The sequence below is a fragment of the uncultured Sphingomonas sp. genome, assembly GCF_902806265.1.
Taxonomy (GTDB): domain Bacteria; phylum Pseudomonadota; class Alphaproteobacteria; order Sphingomonadales; family Sphingomonadaceae; genus Sphingomicrobium.
In genome coordinates this window covers 20,555-41,735 of sequence record NZ_CADCVZ010000021.1, presented here as the reverse complement: position 1 = coordinate 41,735, position 21,181 = coordinate 20,555, and the positions used below count along the sequence as shown (strand labels likewise).

Annotated in this window: 16 protein-coding genes; 14 read left to right on the top strand and 2 right to left on the bottom strand. The window is 67.6% G+C overall.

The window, feature by feature from the left end:
- From zapE to QZX62_RS05105, 7 genes are all read left to right on the top strand, one after another.
- Positions 1–769: cell division protein ZapE (gene zapE, locus QZX62_RS05135; RefSeq protein WP_294172686.1), on the top strand; the 769-nt coding region annotated here is incomplete at its 5' end.
- 62 nt (positions 770–831) lie between these two features.
- The gene (gene mdh / locus QZX62_RS05130; protein WP_294172684.1) at positions 832–1,794 is read left to right on the top strand and encodes a malate dehydrogenase; all 963 of its coding nucleotides are present in this window, start codon (positions 832–834) and stop codon (positions 1,792–1,794) included.
- A 112-nt stretch (positions 1,795–1,906) separates the two neighbouring features.
- Positions 1,907–2,791 (top strand): succinate--CoA ligase subunit alpha, encoded by an 885-nt coding sequence (gene sucD / locus QZX62_RS05125; protein ID WP_294172682.1) that lies wholly within the window; start codon positions 1,907–1,909, stop codon positions 2,789–2,791.
- Between the two features lie 93 nt (positions 2,792–2,884).
- Positions 2,885–5,713, top strand: coding sequence for a 2-oxoglutarate dehydrogenase E1 component (locus QZX62_RS05120; RefSeq protein ID WP_294172681.1), 2,829 nt, complete (start codon positions 2,885–2,887; stop codon positions 5,711–5,713).
- A gap of 17 nt (positions 5,714–5,730) precedes the next feature.
- Positions 5,731–7,023, top strand: a complete 1,293-nt coding sequence (gene odhB / locus QZX62_RS05115) for a 2-oxoglutarate dehydrogenase complex dihydrolipoyllysine-residue succinyltransferase (protein WP_294172679.1) — start codon at positions 5,731–5,733, stop codon at positions 7,021–7,023.
- 218 nt (positions 7,024–7,241) lie between these two features.
- Positions 7,242–8,639 carry a dihydrolipoyl dehydrogenase gene (gene lpdA / locus QZX62_RS05110; RefSeq protein ID WP_294172677.1) on the top strand — a complete coding sequence of 466 codons (1,398 nt, stop codon included), beginning with the start codon at positions 7,242–7,244 and terminating at the stop codon, positions 8,637–8,639.
- 113 nt (positions 8,640–8,752) lie between these two features.
- Complete coding sequence (locus QZX62_RS05105; RefSeq protein WP_294172675.1) at positions 8,753–9,445, top strand: PepSY domain-containing protein; 693 nt, start codon at positions 8,753–8,755, stop codon at positions 9,443–9,445.
- On the opposite strand, the gene sppA is transcribed toward QZX62_RS05105, so the two are convergent.
- Positions 9,442–11,301 carry a signal peptide peptidase SppA gene (sppA, locus tag QZX62_RS05100; RefSeq protein WP_294172673.1) on the bottom strand — a complete coding sequence of 620 codons (1,860 nt, stop codon included), beginning with the start codon at positions 11,299–11,301 and terminating at the stop codon, positions 9,442–9,444. The genes QZX62_RS05105 and sppA overlap by 4 nt on opposite strands.
- Before the next feature lie 100 nt (positions 11,302–11,401).
- On the opposite strand from sppA, the gene QZX62_RS05095 reads away from it, so the two are divergent.
- From QZX62_RS05095 to groL, 3 genes are all read left to right on the top strand, one after another.
- Entirely contained in the window at positions 11,402–12,793 is a 1,392-nt protein-coding gene (locus QZX62_RS05095) for an MATE family efflux transporter (RefSeq protein WP_294172671.1), read from the top strand.
- Positions 12,794–12,909: 116 nt separating this feature from the next.
- Positions 12,910–13,197: a co-chaperone GroES gene (gene groES, locus QZX62_RS05090; protein ID WP_294172669.1), complete on the top strand. Its 288-nt coding sequence runs from the start codon at positions 12,910–12,912 to the stop codon at positions 13,195–13,197.
- Between the two features lie 68 nt (positions 13,198–13,265).
- Complete coding sequence (groL, locus tag QZX62_RS05085; protein ID WP_294172667.1) at positions 13,266–14,915, top strand: chaperonin GroEL; 1,650 nt, start codon at positions 13,266–13,268, stop codon at positions 14,913–14,915.
- A 189-nt stretch (positions 14,916–15,104) separates the two neighbouring features.
- On the opposite strand, the gene QZX62_RS05080 is transcribed toward groL, so the two are convergent.
- Complete coding sequence (locus tag QZX62_RS05080) at positions 15,105–15,380, bottom strand: circumsporozoite protein (protein WP_294172665.1); 276 nt, start codon at positions 15,378–15,380, stop codon at positions 15,105–15,107.
- A gap of 202 nt (positions 15,381–15,582) precedes the next feature.
- Here QZX62_RS05080 and QZX62_RS05075 point away from each other — a divergent pair, with 202 nt between their 5' ends.
- From QZX62_RS05075 to metH, 4 genes are read left to right on the top strand one after another with little or no spacing between them, the layout of a single operon-like run.
- A complete protein-coding gene (locus QZX62_RS05075) occupies positions 15,583–16,548 on the top strand; it encodes a metalloregulator ArsR/SmtB family transcription factor (protein WP_294172663.1) in 966 nt (321 codons plus the stop codon).
- Positions 16,545–17,465 carry a methylenetetrahydrofolate reductase [NAD(P)H] gene (gene metF / locus QZX62_RS05070; protein ID WP_294172662.1) on the top strand — a complete coding sequence of 307 codons (921 nt, stop codon included), beginning with the start codon at positions 16,545–16,547 and terminating at the stop codon, positions 17,463–17,465. The genes QZX62_RS05075 and metF overlap by 4 nt, the downstream gene beginning before the upstream one ends.
- Positions 17,462–18,487 carry a homocysteine S-methyltransferase family protein gene (locus QZX62_RS05065; RefSeq protein WP_294172660.1) on the top strand — a complete coding sequence of 342 codons (1,026 nt, stop codon included), beginning with the start codon at positions 17,462–17,464 and terminating at the stop codon, positions 18,485–18,487. Before metF ends, QZX62_RS05065 begins: the two co-directional genes overlap by 4 nt.
- Position 18,488: 1 nt before the next feature.
- A complete protein-coding gene (gene metH / locus QZX62_RS05060) occupies positions 18,489–21,107 on the top strand; it encodes a methionine synthase (RefSeq protein ID WP_294172659.1) in 2,619 nt (872 codons plus the stop codon).
- The last annotated feature ends 74 nt before the right edge of the window (positions 21,108–21,181 follow it).

The window sequence follows — 21,181 nt, the reverse complement described above, 5'->3', positions numbered from 1 at the left end:
CTGCTTCGACGAGATGGTGATCAACAACACCGCGGACGCGATGATCCTGTCGCGGCTGTTCACCGCGCTACTGAACGAGGGCGTGGCGGTGGTGACCACCTCCAACAGGCCGCCGCGTGACCTCTACAATGACGGCCTCAATCGCGAGCTGTTCCTGCCCTTCATCGACCTGATCGAAAGCCGCGTGCAGGTCGTCGAGCTGAACGGCCCGACCGATTACCGCCTCGACCGGCTGCAGGGCGTCCACACCTGGCACGTCCCCAACGGCCCCGCCGCCACCGCTGCCCTCGCCCAAGCGTTCTTCCAGCTCACCGACTACCCCGTCGAGGACCGCGCCAAGGTGCCCACCGAGGAGCTGGACGTCGGCGGCGGCCGCACGCTGCACGTGCCCAAGAGCCTCAAGGGCGTCGCCGTCTTCTCCTTCAAGCGCCTGTGCGGCGAACCGCGCGGTGCGGCCGACTATCTTGCCATCGCCCAGCGCTTCCACACGGCCATCATCGTCGGCATCCCCGTGCTCGGCCCGGAGAAGCGCAACGAGGCGGCGCGCTTCGTCACGCTGATCGACGCCCTCTACGAGCACAAGGTCAAGCTGCTCGCCGCCGCTGACGCCGAGCCGGCTGCGCTCTACCCGGCGGGCGACGGCAGCTTCGAGTTCGCGCGCACCGTCAGCCGCCTGGAGGAAATGCGAAGCGCCGAGTATCTCGCCGAGGGGCACGGAACGCCCGACATGGCGGCACATGAGGTTGCCCCTTCGCCCCTCCCGGTCTAGAGCGCCCCGGCACACGCCGTCCGTCCGGTGCGGCTTCACGGAACAGGGGAAAACGCACCCAAATGGCTCGCAAGAAGATCGCGCTGATCGGCGCCGGGATGATCGGCGGAACCCTGGCCCATCTCGCGGCCAAGAAGGAAATGGGCGACATCGTCCTGTTCGACATCGCCGAGGGCATGCCGCAGGGCAAGGCGCTCGATCTCAGCCAATGCGGGCCGATCGAGGGCTTCGACGCGAACATCACCGGCACCAACGACTATGCCGACATCGCGGGCGCCGACGTGATCATCGTCACGGCTGGCGTTCCGCGCAAGCCGGGCATGAGCCGCGACGATTTGCTCGGCATCAACCTCAAGGTGATGAAGGCGGTGGGCGAGGGCATCAAGACCCATGCCCCCGACGCCTTCGTGATCTGCATCACCAACCCGCTCGACGCGATGGTCTGGGCCCTGCGCGAGTTCTCCGGCCTGCCGCACGCGAAGGTGGTCGGCATGGCGGGCGTGCTCGACTCCGCGCGCTTCGCCACCTTCCTGGCGGAGGAGTTCGGCGTTTCGGTCAAGGACGTGAACGCCTTCGTGCTCGGCGGCCATGGCGACACGATGGTTCCGGTGACCAGCTACACCACGGTCAGCGGCATTCCGGTCGACGACCTGGTCAAGATGGGCCGGTCGTCCAAGGAAACGATCGACGAGATCGTCAAGCGCACCCGCGGCGGCGGCGGCGAGATCGTCGCCCTGCTGAAGACCGGCTCGGCCTATTACGCCCCGGCCACCAGCGCCATCGCCATGGCCGAAGCCTATCTCGGCGACCAGAAGCGCATCCTGCCCTGCGCGGTCTATGTCGAGGGTAAGTATGGGCTCGATGGCTTGTACGTCGGCGTGCCGGTGGTGATCGGCGCCGGCGGGGCGGAGGAGATCATCGAGATCGCGCTGGATGACGAAGCCAAGCAGAACCTCCAGGTCAGCGTCGGTGAGGTCAAAGGCCTGCTAGAAGCATGCAAGCAGATTGAAGGCTCGCTGGCGTGATCGTCATCCCGGCGGAGGCCGGGATCCAGTGCGCTGAACTAGCAAAAGATCATCACGAGTCTTTGTTTGAGCTGGATCCCGGCCTTCGCCGGGATGACGCAGAGGAAGTCGAATGAGCATTCTCGTCAACCGGAACACCAAGGTCATCACCCAGGGCATGACCGGCGAGACCGGCACTTTCCACACGCAACAGGCACTCGCCTACGGCACGCAGATGGTCGGCGGGGTGACTCCCGGGAAGGGCGGGACGACGCACCTCGACCTGCCGGTGTTCGACACGGTCGCCGAAGCGGTCGAGCAGACCGGGGCCGACGCGTCGGTCATCTACGTGCCGCCGCCCTTCGCCGCGGACTCGATCCTGGAAGCGATCGAGGCGGAGGTGCCGCTGATCGTCACCATCACCGAGGGCATCCCGGTGCTCGACATGGTCAAGGTCAAGCGCGCGCTGGTCGGCTCCAAGTCGCGGCTGATCGGGCCGAACTGCCCGGGCGTGCTGACGCCCGATGAGTGCAAGATCGGCATCATGCCGGGCAACATCTTCAAGAAGGGCAGCGTCGGCGTGGTCTCGCGCTCGGGTACGCTGACCTATGAGGCGGTGTTCCAGACGACCAACGAGGGCCTCGGCCAGACCACCGCAGTGGGCATCGGCGGCGATCCCGTAAAGGGCACCGAGTTCATCGACATGCTCGAGATGTTCCTCGCCGACGACGAGACCAAGTCGATCATCATGATCGGCGAGATCGGCGGCGCGGCGGAGGAAGAAGCCGCGCAGTTCCTCGCGGACGAGGCCAAGCGCGGGCGCTCCAAGCCGACCGTCGGCTTCATCGCCGGCCGCACCGCCCCTCCTGGCCGCCGGATGGGCCATGCCGGCGCCATCGTCTCTGGCGGCAAGGGCGACGCGGAGTCAAAGATCACGGCGATGGAAGCGGCTGGCATTCGCGTGTCTCCGAGCCCATCTGAGCTTGGCAAGACGTTGAAGGCATTGTTGCAGGGCTGACCTGCGCACCTGCGAAGGCAGGTGCCCAGTTCCTTCGGCGCCGCTACAAGAGGCACTGGGCTCCTGCCTTCGCAGGAGCACATCGAGGCAAGAATGGACATCTTCGAAACCGAGCAGGGACCAAGCTGGCAACGGCCGAACTGGCCGCTGGCGGAGCTTGACGAGGTCAACCTCGGCTTGGATCCGACCCAGGCCACGATCGAGAAGCTCAAGGACGGCGCCAGGCAGGCCGCGAAGGCCGCCGGCGTCACCGACGAAGCCGCGGTCCGGCGCGCCGCCGAGGACAGCATCCGCGCGATGATGTTGATCCGCACTTATCGCGTGCGCGGACACCTGGCCGCGGACCTCGATCCGCTCGGCCTGACCCACCGCGAACTCCCCGCCGACCTCACGCCCGAATACCACGGCTTCACCGCGGCCGACCTCGACCGCCCGATCTTCATCGGTGGAGTGCTCGGCCTGGAGCAGGCCACCGTGCGCGAGATCGTCGCCATCCTTCGCGCCAACTACTGCGGCCACGTCGGCCTCGAATATATGCACATCAACGATCTTGGGGAGCGCCGCTTCCTCCAGGAACGGATGGAGGGCCGCGACAAGGGGATCAGCTTCACGCCCGAAGGCAAGCAGGCGATCCTCGAAAAGGTGATCCACGGCGAGCAGTGGGAGAAGTTCCTCGCCAAGAAATATGTCGGGACCAAGCGCTTCGGCCTGGATGGCGGCGAGAGCATGATCCCCGCGCTGGAGGCCGTGATCAAGTACGGCGGCCAGCTGGGGGTCGAGGAGGTCGCCGTCGGCATGGCCCACCGCGGCCGGCTGAACGTCCTCGCCAACGTCATGGGCAAGCCATACCGCGCCATCTTCAACGAGTTCGCCGGCGGCGCCGCCAATCCGGCTGACGTCGGCGGCTCGGGCGACGTCAAATATCACCTCGGCACCTCCTCCGACCGCGAGTTCGACGGCTGCAAGGTCCACCTTTCGCTGCAGGCCAACCCGTCGCACCTGGAAGCGGTGAACCCCGTAGTGCTGGGCAAGGCCCGGGCGGTGCAGACGATCAAGGGCGACAAGCACGGGGAGCATGTGCTGCCCGTCCTGCTGCACGGCGATGCGGCCTTTGCCGGCCAGGGCATCGTCTGGGAGTGCCTGAGCTTCTCCGGCCTGCCCGGCTACGGCACCGGCGGCTGCCTGCACTTCGTCATCAACAACCAGGTCGGCTTCACCACCTCGCCGCAATTCGCGCGCTCATCGCCCTATCCGTCGGACGTGGCCAAGGGCATTCAGGCGCCGATCCTGCACGTCAACGGGGACGACCCGGAGGCGGTTACCTTCTGCTGCAAGCTGGCGATCGAGTTCCGGCAGCAGTTCAAGCGCGACATCGTGATCGACATGTGGTGCTACCGCCGCTTCGGCCACAATGAGGGCGACGAGCCGAGCTTCACCCAGCCCGTCATGTACGATGCGATCCGCAAGCATCCGCCGGTCAGCAAGCTCTACGGCGACCGGCTGGTCGCCGAGGGGGTGGTCGACCAGGCCTGGATCGATGAGCGAACGCGGCAATTCATTGAACTGCTCGAAGGCGAGTTCGACGCGGGCGCGAATTACCTGCCCAACAAGGCCGACTGGTTCGAGGGCCGCTGGGCCGGGCTCAGCAAGCCCGACGAGCCGGTCGGCGGCCGCCGCAACATCGTCACCGCCATCTCCGAGGAAGAGGTGCGGCGGGTCGGTGCGGTGCTGACGACCGTCCCCGAAGGCCTCGCTGTCCACAAGACGCTGTCGCGGGTGCTCGACGCCAAGCGCGCGATGTTCGACACCGGGCAGGGCTTCGACTGGACGACGGCCGAGGCGCTGGCCTTCGGGTCGCTGCTGGCGCAAGGCCACAACGTCCGCCTGTCGGGGCAGGATTCGGGCCGCGGTACCTTCAGCCAGCGCCATGCCGCCTGGTCCGACCAGAACAGCGGCGACAAATACATCCCGCTGTGCACGGTGGAGGGCGGCCGGTTCGAGGTGCGCGACTCTCCGCTGTCCGAATTCGGCGTGCTCGGGTTCGAATATGGCTACAGCGTCGCCGATCCCCGGACGCTGGTGCTGTGGGAAGCGCAGTTCGGCGACTTCGCCAACGGCGCGCAGGTGATCATCGACCAGTTCATCGCCAGCGGTGAGGCCAAGTGGTTGCGGGCGAGCGGCCTGGTGCTGCTGTTGCCGCACGGGTTCGAAGGGCAGGGGCCGGAGCACTCGTCCGCGCGGCTGGAGCGCTATCTGCAGCTGTGCGCCGAGGACAATCTGCAGGTCGCCTACCCGACCACGCCGGCCAACTATTTCCACCTGCTCCGGCGCCAGCTGCTGCGGGACTTCCGCAAGCCGCTGGTGGTGATGACGCCCAAGTCGCTGCTCCGCCACAAGCTGGCGGTCTCGGGCGCGGCGGATTTCACCGGCGAGAGCCATTTCCGCCGCATCCTGTCCGACCTCAACCCGCCGGCGGAAGGCAAGACCAGGCGGCTAGTGCTGTGCTCGGGCAAGATCGCCTACGAGCTGATGGAGGCGCGCGACACGGCCGAGGCCAACGACGTCGAGATCCTGCGCATCGAGCAGCTCTATCCATTCCCGTCCGAGCCGCTGATCAAGCGCCTGGCCGCGATGCCGGCGCTGGAGGACCTCTGCTGGACGCAGGAAGAGCCGCGCAACAACGGCGCGTGGTTCTTCGTCGAGCCATTCCTGGAGGAGTGCCTGCAAGCCGCGGGCCTCGGCCTGCGCCCGCGCTACGCGGGGCGGACCGCCGCGGCGTCGCCGGCCACGGGCCTGGCCAAGCGCCACGTCCGCGAGCAGGCGGACCTCGTCGGGGACGCCCTGCGCACGGGCGGGGCCAAGCCGGCTGCCGCGGAGGCGGCGGTCGACACCGTCCGCAAGGCCGGTAAAGCGGGCAGCTGAGGACAAGAAGGAAGATCATGGCGACCGAGGTCAAAGTCCCCGCGCTGGGCGAAAGCATCACCGAAGCGACGCTTGGCGCGTGGCTCAAGAAGCCGGGCGAAGCGGTCGCGGCCGACGAGCCGGTGGCCAGCCTGGAAACGGACAAGGTCTCGGTGGAAGTGCCCTCGCCGGTGGCCGGCACCTTCGGCGAAGCGCTGGTGGCCGAGGGCGACACGGTGAACGTGGGCGCGGTGATCGCCACCATCGGGAACGGCGCGGCCGCTGCTCCGAGTACCCCGGCGCAAGCCAGTACCCCGGCGAAGGCCGGGGCCCAGCCGTCAGCGGCTGCTGAGCAGCCCTCCGCACCGCAGGCCGCGCCAGGGAACGACATCACGGACGAACAGGCCGCCGCCCTCCGCCTCAGCCCGGCCGTGCGCCGCGCCGTGCAGGAAAATGGCGTCGACCCGGCGACGCTCACCGGCAGCGGCAAGGACGGGCGCCTGACCAAGGAGGATGTGCTCGCCGCTGCCAGCACCCCGGCAAACGCCGTGGCCCAGCCGCCCGAAGCACGAGCGCCATCACCGCCGACGCAAGCTGCACCTGCACCCGCCTACCCAGCTGCACGCGGGGAACGCCCCGAAGAACGCGTCAAGATGACGCGCCTGCGTGCAACCATCGCTACCCGGCTCAAGGAAGCGCAGAACACGGCCGCGCTGCTGACCACCTTCAACGACGTGGACATGAGCGAGGTCATCGGCGCTCGCGCCCGCTACAAGGACCTGTTCGAGAAGAAGCACGGCATCCGCCTGGGCTTTATGGGCTTCTTCGTGAAGGCCGTCGCGCTCGCCGCGCGCGATGTGCCCGCGGTCAACGCCCGAATCGAGGGCGAGGAGATCGTCTACCACAACTATCTCGACGTCTCGGTTGCGGTGTCCGCGCCCAAGGGGCTGGTCGTCCCGGTGATCCGCTCCGCCGACCGCATGAGCTTCGCCGAGATCGAGGCTGCGATCGCCGGCTACGGCAAGAAGGCCAAGGACGGCACGCTGACCGCCGAGGACATGAAGGGCGGCACCTTCACCATCTCCAACGGCGGCGTGTTCGGCTCGCTGCTCTCCACTCCCATCATCAACCCGCCGCAGTCGGCGGTGCTGGGCATGCACCGCATCGAGGAGCGGCCGGTGGTCAAGGACGGCCAGATCGTCGCCCGGCCGATGATGTACCTGGCGCTTAGCTACGACCACCGCTTGATCGACGGGCGCGAGGCGGTCACCTTCCTGGTCCGGATCAAGGAAGCGATTGAAGATCCGACCCGGCTGTTGATCGACTTGTAAGTGTCACAACCTCAACCACCTTGGTTGGCCCATGCGCATATTCCGGGCGGTTCGGTCGGGTGGAGAATGGGTCTAGGAGAAGAGACGTACGATAGGTTCTACCGCTGGCTAAGCAGCCTTTCCGATGACGACGTGGCCGCTTACGCGAAGCAATATCCTGAGCCCTCCGAGTGGAGCGGCACATATGCTCGGATCAGAGCGCATCCTTGGAAGTGATCATGGCTGATAATTACGACTTCGACGTTCTGGTAATCGGCGCCGGCCCGGGCGGCTACGTCGCGGCGATCCGCGCTGCCCAGCTCGGGCTCAGGACCGCCTGCGCGGAGAGCCGGGAGACGCTGGGCGGCACCTGCCTCAACGTCGGCTGCATCCCGTCCAAGGCGCTGCTCCATGCCTCCGAGCTGTTCGCGGAAGCCAGCTCCGGAGCGCTCGCCAAGTTCGGTGTCGAGCTGCAGGGCGCCACGCTCAACCTCGACGCCATGCACGGTGAAAAGGCCAAGGCCGTCAAGGAGCTGACCGGCGGCATCGAGTTCCTGTTCAAGAAGAACAAGGTCGAGTGGCTCAAGGGCCAGGCGAGCTTCCAAGGACCGAACAGCGTGCAGGTGGGCGAGCGCACCGTCACCGCCAAGAACGTCGTGATCGCCACTGGCTCGTCCGTGACCCCGCTGCCGGGCGTGGCGATCGACAATGAGGTGATCGTCGACTCCACAGGCGCATTGGCGCTGCCGCGCGTGCCGGAGCACCTGGTGGTGATCGGCGGCGGCGTCATCGGACTGGAGTTGGGCTCGGTCTGGCGGCGGCTCGGGGCGAAGGTCACGGTGGTCGAGTATCTCGACCAGATCCTGCCCGGCATGGACGAGGAGGTCCGCAAGGAATCCGCCAAGATCTTCAAGAAGCAGGGATTCGAGCTGCGCACCGGCCTCAAGGTCACCGGCGTCGAGCGCAACGGCGTGGGCGCGACATTGACGGTCGAGCCGGCGAAGGGTGGCGCGGCCGAGACGATCCAGGCCGACGCGGTGCTGGTCGCGATCGGCCGCCGCCCCAATACCGAAGGGCTTGGGCTCGACAAGGTCGGGCTGCAGGTCAACAACCGCCTGCAGATCGAGACCGACCACGACTTCCGCACCGCGGTGCCAGGCGTGTGGGCGATCGGCGACGTGATCCCCGGCCCGATGCTCGCTCACAAGGCCGAGGACGAAGGCATTGCGGTCGCGGAGAACATCGCTGGCCAGACCGGCATCGTGAACCATGCGGTGATCCCCTCGGTGGTCTACACCCATCCGGAGATCGCGGGTGTCGGCCTGACCGAGGAGCAGGCCCGCGCTAACGGCGACGTCAAGGTCGGCAAGTTCCCCTTCATGGCCAACAGCCGCGCCAAGACCAACCGCGACACCGACGGCTTCGTCAAGGTGGTCGCCGATGCCAAGACCGACCGGGTGCTCGGCGTGTGGATGATCAGCAGCCTGGCCGGGACCATGATCGCCCAGGCCGCGCAGGCGATGGAGTTCGGCGCCACCAGCGAGGACATCGCCTACACCTGCCACCCTCACCCGACCCATTCGGAGGCACTCAAGGAAGCGGCGATGGCGGTGCAGGGCAAGCCCATCCACGTATGACGAACCTCAACCGTCATCCCCAACTTGTTTGGAGATCCATGCCTCCGCGGTGAGGATGGCTCGCGCCGGAAGATGGATGCTGAAACAAGTGCAGCATGACGCTAGGTGGCCCCATGCGCCTACGCCAGACCCTTCGCCGCTGGCACATCTGGCTCGGCTGGCTGGTCGGCGTGCCCATGCTGTTCTGGACGGTGTCGGGCGTGGTCATGGTGTTGAAGCCGATCGAGGAAGTGCGCGGCACGGAGCTGCTGGCTGAGCCTCCGCCTGTTCGCCTGTCTGCGCCGCCCGTTCCGCCGCAGCTCACCAGGGTGGCGTTCAGCAAGCTCATTCTCGAACCCCGCGCCGCCGGCCCGCGCTGGGTGGTACAGGTGGCGGACGGGCCGACCCGCCTGGCCGACCCGCTCACCGGCCGACTGCTGCCCTCGCTCGGGGCGGCCGAGGCCGCCCGCGAGGTCATTGCGCGATACACCGGCCAGGCGGAGGTCGCTTCCGTCCGCCGCACCTCAGCCGACGATCCGCCGCTCGATCTCCGCCGCCCTGTTGCTGCTTGGGCGGTGGAGCTGACCGACGGCACCCGCTTCTACGTCGACGCGGGCAGCGGGGAGGTGGTCGCCCGCCGTACCCGCTGGTGGCGCGTCTACGATTGGATGTGGGGGCTCCACATCCTGGACCTGCGGACCCGCGAGGAGTCGCACAATCCGTGGGTGATCGGCTTCGGCATCGCCGCGATGGCGAGTACGCTGCTGGCGCTGCTGTTGCTGCCGCTAGCGAGCCGGCGTCGGCGGCGCGGGCGCGAGCGCGGCTAGCGCAGCCAGCCGAGCATCGCTCCCAACACACCGGCGTCCGCCGCAGCGATCCGGGCGGGCGCGACCGGCGGACACTCCAGGCAGCGCACCTGCAGGGTCGGGCCGGACAGAATCGTCCGAACATCAGCCGCCGCGCCGAACAGCTGGTCGCGCTCCCGCACCGCGAGGCCGGCAAAGGCGTCGGTCGTGCCCGCATCATCGTTGGTGTCGCGGAACAGGTCGGCGACTTCTTCCCGCCAGCTGGTCGGCCGTTCGAGGTAGGTCACCCCGCGTTCGTCCCCGAGCTTCGCCAACTGCGCGGCCTTGGCGATCGCCTCGTCCATGCCGCCGAAGCTGTCCACCAAGCCCAGTTGTCGCGCGGTGCCGCCGGCCCACACGCGGCCCTGAGCGACCTGGTCGATTTGCTGCGGGCTCCGTCCGCGCGACTGGGCAACCAGGCCAAGGAAGCGGCGGTAAATGCCTTCCACGCCCATCTGCACCAGCCGGCTGGCCTGCGGCGAGGGCCCGTTGAGCAGGTCCGGCTCGCCCGACAGCGGCGTGGTCTTCACCCCGTCCGCGCCGATCCCGAGCTTCTCGAGCGAACCCTGGAAGCTCGGCAGGATGCCGAACACGCCGATGGAGCCGGTGATGGTCGACGGCTCGGCCATGATGTGGTCGGCGCCTGCGGCCACCCAATAACCACCCGAAGCGGCGACGTTGCCCATGGAAGCGACCACCGGCAGCCCCGCGGCCCTGGCCTGCACCACCGCCTGGCGGATGCGCTCGGACGCGGTGACGGAGCCTCCCGGGCTATCGATCCGCACCACCAGCGCCTTGAGCTTGCCCGAGCGCAGGCCCTTCTCGACCGCTTGCGCGATGCTGTCGCCGCCGGCGGTGCCGAGCGGGGCCTTGCCGTCGACGATATTGCCGGCAACGGTCACCACCCCAATCGGGCCGCCCGGGTTGAGCGGTACTCGGTCCGCTACATAGGCGGCGATCGCGATCTTCTTGTAGCCGCCCCGCGCCCGCTCATCCTCGCCGCCTAGCTCCGCCAGCCGCGCCTCGAACTGCCGCCGCTCGCCCACCCGGTCGACCAGCCCGGCGCGCCGTGCCGCCGCCGCGAAGTCGCCGCCCGAGGCCGCCACGATACCCGCCGTATCCCGCAGGTAGGGCTCGATCGCCGCGCGCGGACGCGCACGACGCAGGTCGTCGCGCCACGTTTCCAGCAGGTTGCCGGCTAGCTCTTGCGCATTCTGCCGTGCTTCGGGCGACATGTCGTTGCGCGTGAACGGCTCCACCGCCGACTTGTAGGTGCCGACGCGGTAGATGTTAGCCGTCACGCCCAGCTTGTCGAGCAGGCCCTTGAAGTACAGGTTGTTGCCGCCCGGACCTGCCAGCGCCACGGTCCCGAGCGGGTTCAGCCACACCTCCGACGCGTGTGCCGCGAGCTGGTAGGCATCGTCGCCGTAAGCCGTGGCGTAGGCGAGCACCGGCTTGCCCGACCGGCGTACCCCGTCGAGCGCTTCACCAAGCTCGGCGATGGCGGTCTGCCCGCCGCCGCCGAAGCGATCCAGGTCGAGCGCCACCGCCTTGACCCGGTCGTCCTCCGCGGCTTCGGTGAGCGCGGTGCGCAGCTGGCGCAGGCTGTACTCCTTGGGCGCCGAACCACCGCCCACCGCCGCGAACGGATCGGCCGCGGTCGGCTGCTCGACCACGCTGCCGTTGAGCTCCAGCGCCAGAACCCCGTCCGCGACGGCGGGTGATGGCTTTGCCGACAGGACCGCATAAAGCAGGCCGAAGAACAGCAGCATGAAAAGGAGGACCAGCGCGTCCTTGATGCCGACCAGCAGCTTCCAGATTCCCGCGGCGAAACGCATGGCCGGCACACCTCTCGATAGACTCGGCTTCGCGCTAGCCCAGGCGGCGCCCTCGCAACAGGGGCTTTCGACAAAGGCGGCGGGCGGCTAGGTCCGCGAAATGTCCCAGCACCGGTCATTCGGCGCGGCCCCGTCCGGCTGGCGCGAGGAGCTTGCCGCGACCCTGCGGCTGGCCGCGCCGTTGGTCGGGACCAACCTGCTGCAGATGGCGATCTACTCGGTTGACGTGATCTTCGTTGCGCGGCTCGGCGCGGGGCCGCTGGCCGCCTCCTCGCTCAGCGTGTCGCTCACCGGCCTGCTGATGTGGGCGATGAGCGGGCTGGTCGGCGGCGCCTCCCCGCTGATCGCCGCGGAACTCGGCCGCAACCGGCACGCGGTGCGGGAGGTGCGGCGGACGTTTCGCATGGGGCTGTGGCTGGCGGTGGCGAGCGGCGCTGCGTGCATGGTCGTCTGTGCGTTCGGCGAGGAGATCATGCTGCTGACGGGGCAGAAGCCGTCGGTCGCTGCGGCCGCGGGCGACTTTCTTCTGATCCTGATGTGGACGATCATCCCGCTGGTCCTCGCCGCCCATCTGCGGAACACCATTTCCGCGCTGGGGCTCGCTGCCGCGTCCACCGCCATCGCCGCGTTCGCAGTCGCAGTGAACGCGCTGGGCAACTATGCGCTGATCTACGGCCATTTCGGCTTGCCCGCGCTCGGCCTCAACGGCTCGGCCGTGGCCAGCGTGATCACCAGCTTCGCCATGCTCGCCGCCTATGCGGTGGTGATCCAAACCAACCGCCGCCTTCGCCGCTTTCACCTGTGGGGGCGGTGGTGGCGCGGGGAGTGGCAACGGCTGAGGCAGATGCTGATGATCGGACTGCCGATCGCCGGGACCATCCTCGCCGAAGCCGGCCTGTTCAGCGCCGCGGCCTTCCTGATGGGTCGGATCGGCGAGGCCGAGTTGGCCGGACACACCATCGCCCTGCAACTCGCGGCCATCGCTTTTCAGGTGCCGTACGGAGTGGGCCAGGCGGCGACCATCAGGGTCGGCTTGGCTTTTGGCGCCCGGAACGCCGAGTGGATCAGGCTTGCCGGCAACATCGCAGTCGCGCTCGGGATCGGGTTCATGGTCGTGACGGCGCTGCTGATCTGGGGCTTCCCGCGCACCATCCTGCGGCTCTACGTCGACCCGGACCTGCCGGCGAACGCGGCCATGGTCGGGTTCGCCGTCCAGTACCTGCTGGTCGCGGCTGCCTTTCAGCTGTTCGATGGCGCGCAGGCCGTGGCCGCGGGGGCGCTCCGGGGTCTGCAGGATACGCGGATGCCGATGCTGATTGCGGTGTTCAGCTATTGGGTGCCGGGGTTCGGCCTTGCCGTCGGTCTCGGCTTCCTGACCGATCTCAGCGGAACGGGCGTCTGGATCGGCCTTGCCACCGGGCTGGTGGTGGTCGCGGCGCTGCTCCTGTGGCGGTGGAATGCGCGCGGTCGATTAGGCCTGGTACCCGCCTGAACGAAGCATTGACGTGTTGGAAAGCGGCTCCCATATGCCGGGCGTCGCTGGCACTCCCTTGCCGTGAGTGCTAGCGCCAGGGTTCAATAGCAAACAGCAAGAAAGGGGCTAAGCACATGGCTTTCAGGCCGCTTCATGATCGCGTTCTCGTCCGTCGGGTCGAGGCCGAGGAGAAGACTGCGGGCGGGATCATCATTCCCGACACCGCCAAGGAGAAGCCGCAGGAGGGCGAGGTTGTGTCCGTCGGCTCGGGTGCCCGTTCCGAGGATGGCAAGGTCACGCCGCTCGACGTCAAGGAAGGCGACCGCATCCTGTTCGGCAAGTGGTCGGGCACTGAGGTCAAGGTCGACGGCGAAGACCTGATCATCATGAAGGAAAGCGACATCCTGGGCATTGTTGGCTGAGCCAACGGTGACCAACCCCGGCGCAGGCCGGGCCCCAGTCCAATCAAGCAATTCGAAAGGGTAGCCACATGGCAGCCAAGGACGTGAAATTCAGCCGCGATGCGCGCGAGCGCATCCTCAAGGGCGTCGACATCCTCGCCGACGCCGTCAAGGTGACGCTGGGTCCCAAGGGCCGCAACGTCGTCATCGACAAGAGCTTCGGCGCTCCGCGCATCACCAAGGACGGCGTCACCGTCGCCAAGGAGATCGAGCTCAAGGACAAGTTCGAGAACATGGGCGCGCAGATGCTGCGCGAAGTCGCTTCGAAGACGAACGACCTCGCCGGCGACGGCACCACCACCGCCACCGTGCTCGCCCAGTCGATCGTCCGCGAGGGCATGAAGTCGGTCGCGGCCGGCATGAACCCGATGGACCTCAAGCGCGGCATCGACATCGCCGTCACCAAGGTCGTCGAGGACCTCAAGGGCCGTTCGAAGCCCGTCAGCGGTTCGAACGAGATCGCCCAGGTCGGCATCATCTCCGCCAACGGTGACACCGTCGTCGGCGAGAAGATCGCCGAAGCGATGGACAAGGTCGGCAAGGAAGGCGTGATCACCGTCGAGGAGGCCAAGGGCCTCGAGTTCGAGCTCGACGTCGTCGAAGGCATGCAGTTCGACCGCGGCTACCTGAGCCCGTACTTCATCACCAACCCCGAGAAGATGCAGGTCGAACTGAACGACCCGTACATCCTCATCCACGAGAAGAAGCTCAGCAACCTCCAGGCGATGCTGCCGATCCTGGAAGCGGTCGTGCAGTCGGGCCGTCCGTTGCTGATCATCGCCGAGGACATCGAGGGCGAGGCGCTGGCGACCCTGGTGGTCAACAAGCTGCGCGGCGGCCTCAAGGTCGCGGCCGTCAAGGCGCCGGGCTTCGGCGATCGCCGCAAGGCGATGCTCGAGGACATCGCCATCCTGACGGGCGGCGAGATGATCTCGGAGGATCTCGGCATCAAGCTGGAGAACGTCACGGTGGCGATGCTCGGCACCGCCAAGCGCGTCACCATCGACAAGGACAACACCACCATTGTCGACGGCGCCGGCACGTCCGAGAACATCAAGGGCCGCACCGAAGCGATCCGCTCGCAGATCGAGAACACCACCAGCGACTATGACCGCGAGAAGCTCCAGGAGCGTCTTGCCAAGCTCGCCGGCGGCGTGGCGGTGATCAAGGTCGGCGGTTCGACCGAGGTCGAGGTGAAGGAGCGCAAGGACCGCGTCGACGACGCGCTTCACGCGACCCGCGCGGCGGTTGAAGAAGGTATCGTTCCGGGCGGCGGTACCGCGCTGCTCTACGCCACCAAGGCGCTCGAAGGGCTCCAAGGTCAGAACGACGACCAGACCCGCGGCATCGATATCGTCCGCAAGGCGCTCTACTCGCCGGTCCGCCAGATCGCGTCCAACGCGGGTCATGACGGTGCGGTGATCTCGGGCAAGCTGCTGGAAGGCAACGACCCGACCCAGGGCTTCAATGCTCAGACCGAGACCTACGAGAACCTGGTCCAGGCCGGCGTGATCGACCCCACCAAGGTCGTTCGCACCGCGCTCCAGGACGCAGCCTCGGTTGCCGGCCTGCTCATCACCACCGAAGCGGCGGTAAGCGAGATGCCCGAAGACAAGCCGGCGATGGGCGGAATGCCCGGCGGTGGCGGCATGGGCGGCATGGGCGGAATGGACTTCTAAGCCGAAGCAGACAGGACCGACGTCATGGGATTAACTCCCATGACGGCCCGCCCGAGTTCAAACAAAGAAAGGGCCGGCACCCCACGGGTGGCCGGCCCTTCCTTTTACCTCACGAGCACAACCAAAAGGGCCGCCGCGGCATCCCGCGACGGCCCTCCCGTCTGTCGTCAGTAACTAACGCGCGAAGCCTTACTGGCCCGCGACGTTGTCCTGGCCATTCGCGACGTCCTCGGTGACGTTCTCGACCGCATTGCCGGCGTTCTCGACGGCGTTGCCGGCCGAGTCCAGCGCGTTGTCGGCGGTCGCGCCGAGGTTGTCGCTCGCGTTCAGCGCCGAGTTGGTGTCGGAGGCCGCTTCGGACTCGATCGTGTTCTCGGTCGAGGTCGTGTTGTCAGGCGCATTGTCCTGGCAGGCAGCGAGGCCGAGACCAAGAACCGCAACGGCCGTAAGAGCAATCTTCTTCATGGTTTCCATCCCTATCAGTCGGTGTGTCTTTCGCTCCTCGCGAAAGGCACGGGCTCAACCCGCCGCATTGTTTACGATCGGGCAGCCAACGGATTTAGGAACACCCGCCTTGTCACGCAATCTTCATTGCGACGAACCGAAAAGACGCAAGCGTGTCAACGGCTTCGTTGACCATATAAAGATATGTTTATATCCTTAAGCCGTGACTTCCGCTTTGCCCTTGGCCGAACTGTTCCAGGCGCTGGCCGATCCTACCCGGCTGCGCATCCTGGCGCTGCTGCGGGAGATGGAGCTATCGGTGGGCGAACTCGCGCAGGTCCTGGCGCAAAGTCAGCCGCGCGTTTCCCGGCACCTCAAGCTGTTGTGCGACTCGGGCCTCGCCGAACGCCGCAAGGAGGGCAGCTGGGTATTCCTTACCCTTGGGCAAGCGGAGCTCTCCGCCGCACTCTTTGCCTTGACTGACCAAGCCGCAGACGCTGCGACCGGGCGCGCCTTTGCCGCCGACCGGGCGCGCCTCGCCGCGGTGCGCCGGGATCGGGCGGCCGCGGCCGAGCGCTACTTCGCGGGCCATGCGGAGGTATGGGACGAGATTCGCTCGCTCCACGTGGCCGAAAGCGAAGTGGAGGGGGCGATCGGCCGCGCGCTGGGGACGGCGCAGCTCGGCAAGCTTGTGGATATAGGTACCGGCACCGGCCGGATGATCGAGCTGTTCGCGCCGCAGGCAGAGGCAGCGATCGGAATCGACAAGAGCTCGGAAATGCTCCGCCTGGCGCGCGCCAAGCTGGAAGCCGCCGAGGTGCAGGCGAGCCTGCGCCAGGGCGACATGTACGCGCTGCCCCTGGCGGACGGCTGCGCAGACGTGGTGCTGCTGCACCAGGTGCTCCACTACGCCCATGCGCCCGCCGAGGCGATCGGTGAGGCGGCGCGCTTGCTTGCGGCCGGCGGCCGGCTGTTGATCGTCGACTTCGCGCTCCACGAGCGGGAGGAGCTGCGGGAGCGGGCGCAGCATGTTCGCCTCGGCTTCGCGGACGAAGCGGTGCTCGGCTGGTTCGCCGCGGCGGGGCTGGAGGGCGAAGTGGTGGAGCAGCTGGCCGGCGGTGAGCTGACCGTGACGCTGTGGGCCGGCACCAAAGCGACAATCCGGCAACCGCAACGGAGGGCTGCATGAGCCGTCCCGCCTTAGCTGCCGTGCCGCTGCCCGAACCCGCGCCGCTGTTCGCCGCCGCCAAGGGTGACATCGCCGTCAGCTTCGAGTTCTTCCCGCCCAAGACCGAGAAGATGGCGGAGGTGCTTTGGAGCTCGGTCCAGACCCTCGCGCCGCTCCGCCCGCAGTTCGTTTCCGTGACCTATGGCGCGGGCGGATCGACCCGCGAGCGGACCCACGCCACCGTTGAGCGGATCGTGCGGGAAACCGACCTGCCGGCCGCGGCGCACCTGACCTGCGTCAACGCCTGCCGTGACGAGATCAACACGATCGCCCGCTCCTATTGGGACTCGGGCGTGCGGCACATCGTCGCGCTGCGCGGCGACCCGCCGGAGGAGGGCGCAACCTACCAGCCTCATCCGGACGGCTACGCGGACGCGGCGGCTCTGGTTGCCGGGCTGAAGCACGTTGCGCCGTTCGAGATCTCGGTCGCCTGCTACCCCGAGGTCCACCCGCAGGCGAGCTGCGCAGCGGGCGACCTCGACAATCTGAGGCGCAAGGTCGATGCGGGCGCCGATCGCGCGATCAGCCAGTTCTTCTTCTCGCCCGAAGCCTTTCTCCGCTTCCGCGATCGGGTCGCGGCCGCGAAAATCGATGTCGAGCTGGTGCCAGGCATTCTTCCCGTCAGCAACGTCGGCCAGACCCGCAAGTTCGCCGGCCAATGCGGCGCCGGCATCCCCGAGTGGATGGACGGCATCTTCGAGGGCCTCGACGACCAGCCGACCGCCCGGCAACTGATCGCCGCTACCGTTGCCGCCGAGCTGTGCGGCCAGCTCTACGCCGGCGGGGTCCGCCACTTCCATTTCTATACGCTCAACCGGGCGGAGCTGGCCTATGCCATCTGCCACCTGCTGGGCGTCCGCGCCAAGGTTGCCGCATGACCGCTTCCGAACAGCTGAAAGCCGCCGCGGCGGAACGCATCCTGATCAAGGACGGGGCGTTCGGCACTGCCATTCAAGGTGCGGGTCTGTCCGCCGATTGCTACCGCGGCGGGTATGAGCTCGCCAAAGACCAGAAGGGCAACAACGACCTGCTCTGCCTGTCCCGGCCCGAGCTGATCCGCGACATCGCTTGCGGCTACGCCGAAGCGGGCGCGGACGTGCTCGGCACCAACAGCTTCAACGCCAACCGTATCAGCCAGGCCGATTACGGCGCCGAGCATCTGGTGCCCGATATGAACGTCGCCGCCGCTCGGATCGTGCGCGAAGTGGCCGACGAGTTCACGAGCCGGGACGGCCGCCCGCGGTTCGTGGCCGGTGCGCTCGGCCCGACCAACAAGACGCTGTCGCTGTCGCCCGACGTCAACGATCCCGGCTACCGCGAGGTCGACTTCGACTTCGTCAAGCAGGTCTACCGCGAGCAGGCGAAGGCGCTGCTGGAGGGCGGCGCCGATTTCATTCTGATCGAAACCGTGTTCGACACCCTCAACTGCAAGGCCGCGATCGCCGCCGTGCTCGACCTCGCGCCGATCATGATCTCGATGACGCTCACCGATCTGTCCGGCCGCAACCTGTCGGGTCACACGGTGGAAGCCTTCTGGGCCAGCGTCCGCCACGCGCGACCGCTGACAATCGGCCTCAACTGCAGCTTCGGTGCCGCCCAGCTCCGCCCGCACCTGGCAGCGCTGGCGCAAACGGCGGACACGCTGATCATGGCTTATCCCAATGCTGGCTTGCCCAACGAGCTCGGCCAGTACGACGAGGCCGCCGCGGAAACCGCGGGCCAGGTTCGCGAATGGGCGGACGAGGGTCTGGTCAACATCGTCGGCGGCTGCTGCGGCACCACCCCCGCGCACATCGCCGCGATCGCAGGAACGGTGCAGGGCGCGGCGCCGCGCACCATTCCCGCCGCGCCACGGCGCACCCTGCTCGCCGGGCTCGAACCGATGGTGCTCGCGGCCTGACATGAGCGAAGCCGACCCGAAGCTCGCCGCCACGGCGGCCACCGCTTTCGTCAACATCGGCGAGCGCACCAACGTCACCGGCTCGGCCAAGTTCAAGAAGCTGGTCCTTGCCGGCGATTACGACGCGGCAGTCGAGGTCGCCCGCAGCCAGGTCGAGAACGGCGCGCAGATCGTCGACGTCAACATGGACGAGGCATTGCTTGACAGCGAGCTCGCCATGACCACCTTCCTCAAGCGCATCGCCGCCGAGCCCGACATCGCCCGGGTGCCGGTGATGATCGACAGCTCCAAGTGGAGCGTGATCGAGGCCGGCCTCAAGTGCGTGTCGGGCAAGCCGATCGTCAACTCGATCAGCCTCAAGGAAGGCGAGGAGCCATTCCTCGAACAGGCCCGCGCCTGCCGGGCGTACGGCGCGGCGACGGTGGTGATGGCGTTCGACGAGACCGGCCAGGCCGACACCGCCGAGCGCAAGATCGAGATTTGCGAGCGCGCCTACCGCACGCTCACCGCCGACGGCTTTCCGGCCGAGGACATCATCTTCGACCCGAACATCTTTGCGGTCGCGACCGGGATCGACGAGCACCGCCGCTACGCGCTCGACTTCATCGAAGCCGCGCGGGAGATCCGCCGCCGCTGCCCGGGCGCGCACATCTCGGGCGGGCTCAGCAATCTCAGCTTTTCCTTCCGCGGCAACGAGCCGGTGCGGCGGGCGATGCACTCGGTGTTCCTCTACCACGCTATTCCCGCCGGGCTGGACATGGCGATCGTCAACGCCGGGCAGCTCGACGTGTACGACGCGATCGACCCCGAGTTGCGCGAGGCTTGCGAGGACGTGATTCTCGACCGTCGCGACGACGCGACCGAGCGGCTGATCCAGCTGGCAGAGCGATTCAAGGGCACCGACGCCGCGGCCGAAAAGGCGGCTGCCGAGTGGCGCTCGCTCCCCGTCCGCGAGCGGCTGTCCTATGCGCTGGTCAAGGGCATCGATGCGCACATCGTGGAGGACACGGAGGAAGCGCGCCAGTCCGCGCCCCGCCCAATCGAGGTGATCGAGGGTCCCCTGATGGACGGCATGAACGTGGTCGGCGACCTGTTCGGTTCGGGCAAGATGTTCCTGCCGCAGGTGGTGAAATCGGCCCGCGTGATGAAAAAGGCGGTGGCGCACCTGCTGCCCTTCATCGAGCTGGAAAAGGACGAGGGCGCCAAGGGCAAGGGCCGGATCGTCATGGCCACCGTCAAGGGCGACGTCCATGACATCGGCAAGAACATCGTCGGCGTGGTTCTGCAGTGCAACGGCTACGAGGTGATCGATCTTGGCGTCATGACGCCCTGGACCAAGATACTGGAAGCCGCGAACGAGAATGGTGCGGACATGATCGGCCTGTCCGGCCTGATCACGCCCTCGCTCGACGAGATGGTGACGGTGGCGTCCGAGATGGAGCGGTCGGGCATGCGGATGCCGCTGCTGATCGGCGGCGCGACCACCAGCCGTGCGCACACCGCGCTCCGGATCGCGCCGGCCTACACCGGGCCGGTGATCCATGTGCTGGACGCGAGCCGGGCGGTGGGCGTCGCCTCCGCGCTGGTCAGCGACGGGCCGCAGAAGGCCGAGCTGATCGACCGTACCGCGACGGATTACCAGGCGCTGCGGGACTCGCGCTCCGGCCGCGGCGAACATCAGCTGGCGAGCATCGAGGAAGCCAAGGCCAACCGTTTCCATGCGGACCCGGAGCGGAAGCCGCCTGCGCCGGCCCGCCCGGGCCTGCACAGCTTCGGCGAGTGGCCGCTGCGGGACCTGCGTGCGCATATCGACTGGACGCCTTTCTTCCGTGCGTGGGAGCTGCATGGCAACTACCCCGGCATCCTTGACGACGAGGTGGTGGGCGAGAGCGCTCGCGCCCTGTTCCGCGACGCGGAGTCCATGCTCGACCGGATCATCGCCGAGCACTGGCTGCGCCCCCGCGGCACCGTCGGGCTGTGGCGCTGCTGGCGTGACGGCGACGACGTGCTGGTGCTCGCCGGCAACGAGCCCGTCCGCATCCCCTTCCTCCGCCAGCAGGTGAAGAAGCGCGAAGGCCGCCCCAACATGTGCCTGGCCGACTTCATCGCCGAGGAAGGCGAGGACTGGATCGGCGGCTTCGCGGTCGGCATCCACGGCATGGAGCCGCACCTGCAGCGCTTCCGCCAGGTGCACGACGACTACAGCGACATCATGCTGAAGGCGCTGGCTGACCGCCTGGCCGAGGCCTTTGCCGAGCGCCTCCACCACCACGTCCGCACCAGCATCTGGGGCTATTCCGATGAGCACCTCAGCAACCAGGAGCTGATCCGCGAACGCTACGCCGGCATCCGCCCCGCGCCGGGCTACCCCGCTTGCCCGGACCACAGCCTCAAGCCGGTGCTGTTCGATCTGCTCGGCGGCGAGCCGTCGGGCGTGACCCTGACCGAAAGCTTCGCCATGCTGCCCACCGCTGCGGTCAGCGGCTTCTACTTCGCCCATCCGGACAGCGCCTATTTCGGTGTGGCCAAGATCGGGCAGGACCAGCTGGCGGATTATGCCACCCGTCGCGGGGTGGATCTCGACACCGCGACCAGGTGGCTGCGTCCCAACCTGGATTGAGCAATCACGTCACCCTGAACTCGTTTCAGGGTCCATTCACCCGCCAAAGCCTTGGTGCGGCATGGCAGATGGAT

Bases quoted from the DNA above. Each gene is read 5' to 3' on its own strand.
- mdh (WP_294172684.1), top strand. From the start codon at position 832: ATGGCTCGCAAGAAGATCGCGCTGATCGGCGCCGGGATGATCGGCGGA.
- sucD (WP_294172682.1), top strand. From the start codon at position 1,907: ATGAGCATTCTCGTCAACCGGAACACCAAGGTCATCACCCAGGGCATG.
- QZX62_RS05120 (WP_294172681.1), top strand. From the start codon at position 2,885: ATGGACATCTTCGAAACCGAGCAGGGACCAAGCTGGCAACGGCCGAAC.
- odhB (WP_294172679.1), top strand. From the start codon at position 5,731: ATGGCGACCGAGGTCAAAGTCCCCGCGCTGGGCGAAAGCATCACCGAA.
- lpdA (WP_294172677.1), top strand. From the start codon at position 7,242: ATGGCTGATAATTACGACTTCGACGTTCTGGTAATCGGCGCCGGCCCG.
- QZX62_RS05105 (WP_294172675.1), top strand. From the start codon at position 8,753: ATGCGCCTACGCCAGACCCTTCGCCGCTGGCACATCTGGCTCGGCTGG.
- sppA (WP_294172673.1), bottom strand. From the start codon at position 11,301: ATGCGTTTCGCCGCGGGAATCTGGAAGCTGCTGGTCGGCATCAAGGAC.
- QZX62_RS05095 (WP_294172671.1), top strand. From the start codon at position 11,402: ATGTCCCAGCACCGGTCATTCGGCGCGGCCCCGTCCGGCTGGCGCGAG.
- groES (WP_294172669.1), top strand. From the start codon at position 12,910: ATGGCTTTCAGGCCGCTTCATGATCGCGTTCTCGTCCGTCGGGTCGAG.
- groL (WP_294172667.1), top strand. From the start codon at position 13,266: ATGGCAGCCAAGGACGTGAAATTCAGCCGCGATGCGCGCGAGCGCATC.
- QZX62_RS05080 (WP_294172665.1), bottom strand. From the start codon at position 15,380: ATGAAGAAGATTGCTCTTACGGCCGTTGCGGTTCTTGGTCTCGGCCTC.
- metF (WP_294172662.1), top strand. From the start codon at position 16,545: ATGAGCCGTCCCGCCTTAGCTGCCGTGCCGCTGCCCGAACCCGCGCCG.
- QZX62_RS05065 (WP_294172660.1), top strand. From the start codon at position 17,462: ATGACCGCTTCCGAACAGCTGAAAGCCGCCGCGGCGGAACGCATCCTG.
- metH (WP_294172659.1), top strand. From the start codon at position 18,489: ATGAGCGAAGCCGACCCGAAGCTCGCCGCCACGGCGGCCACCGCTTTC.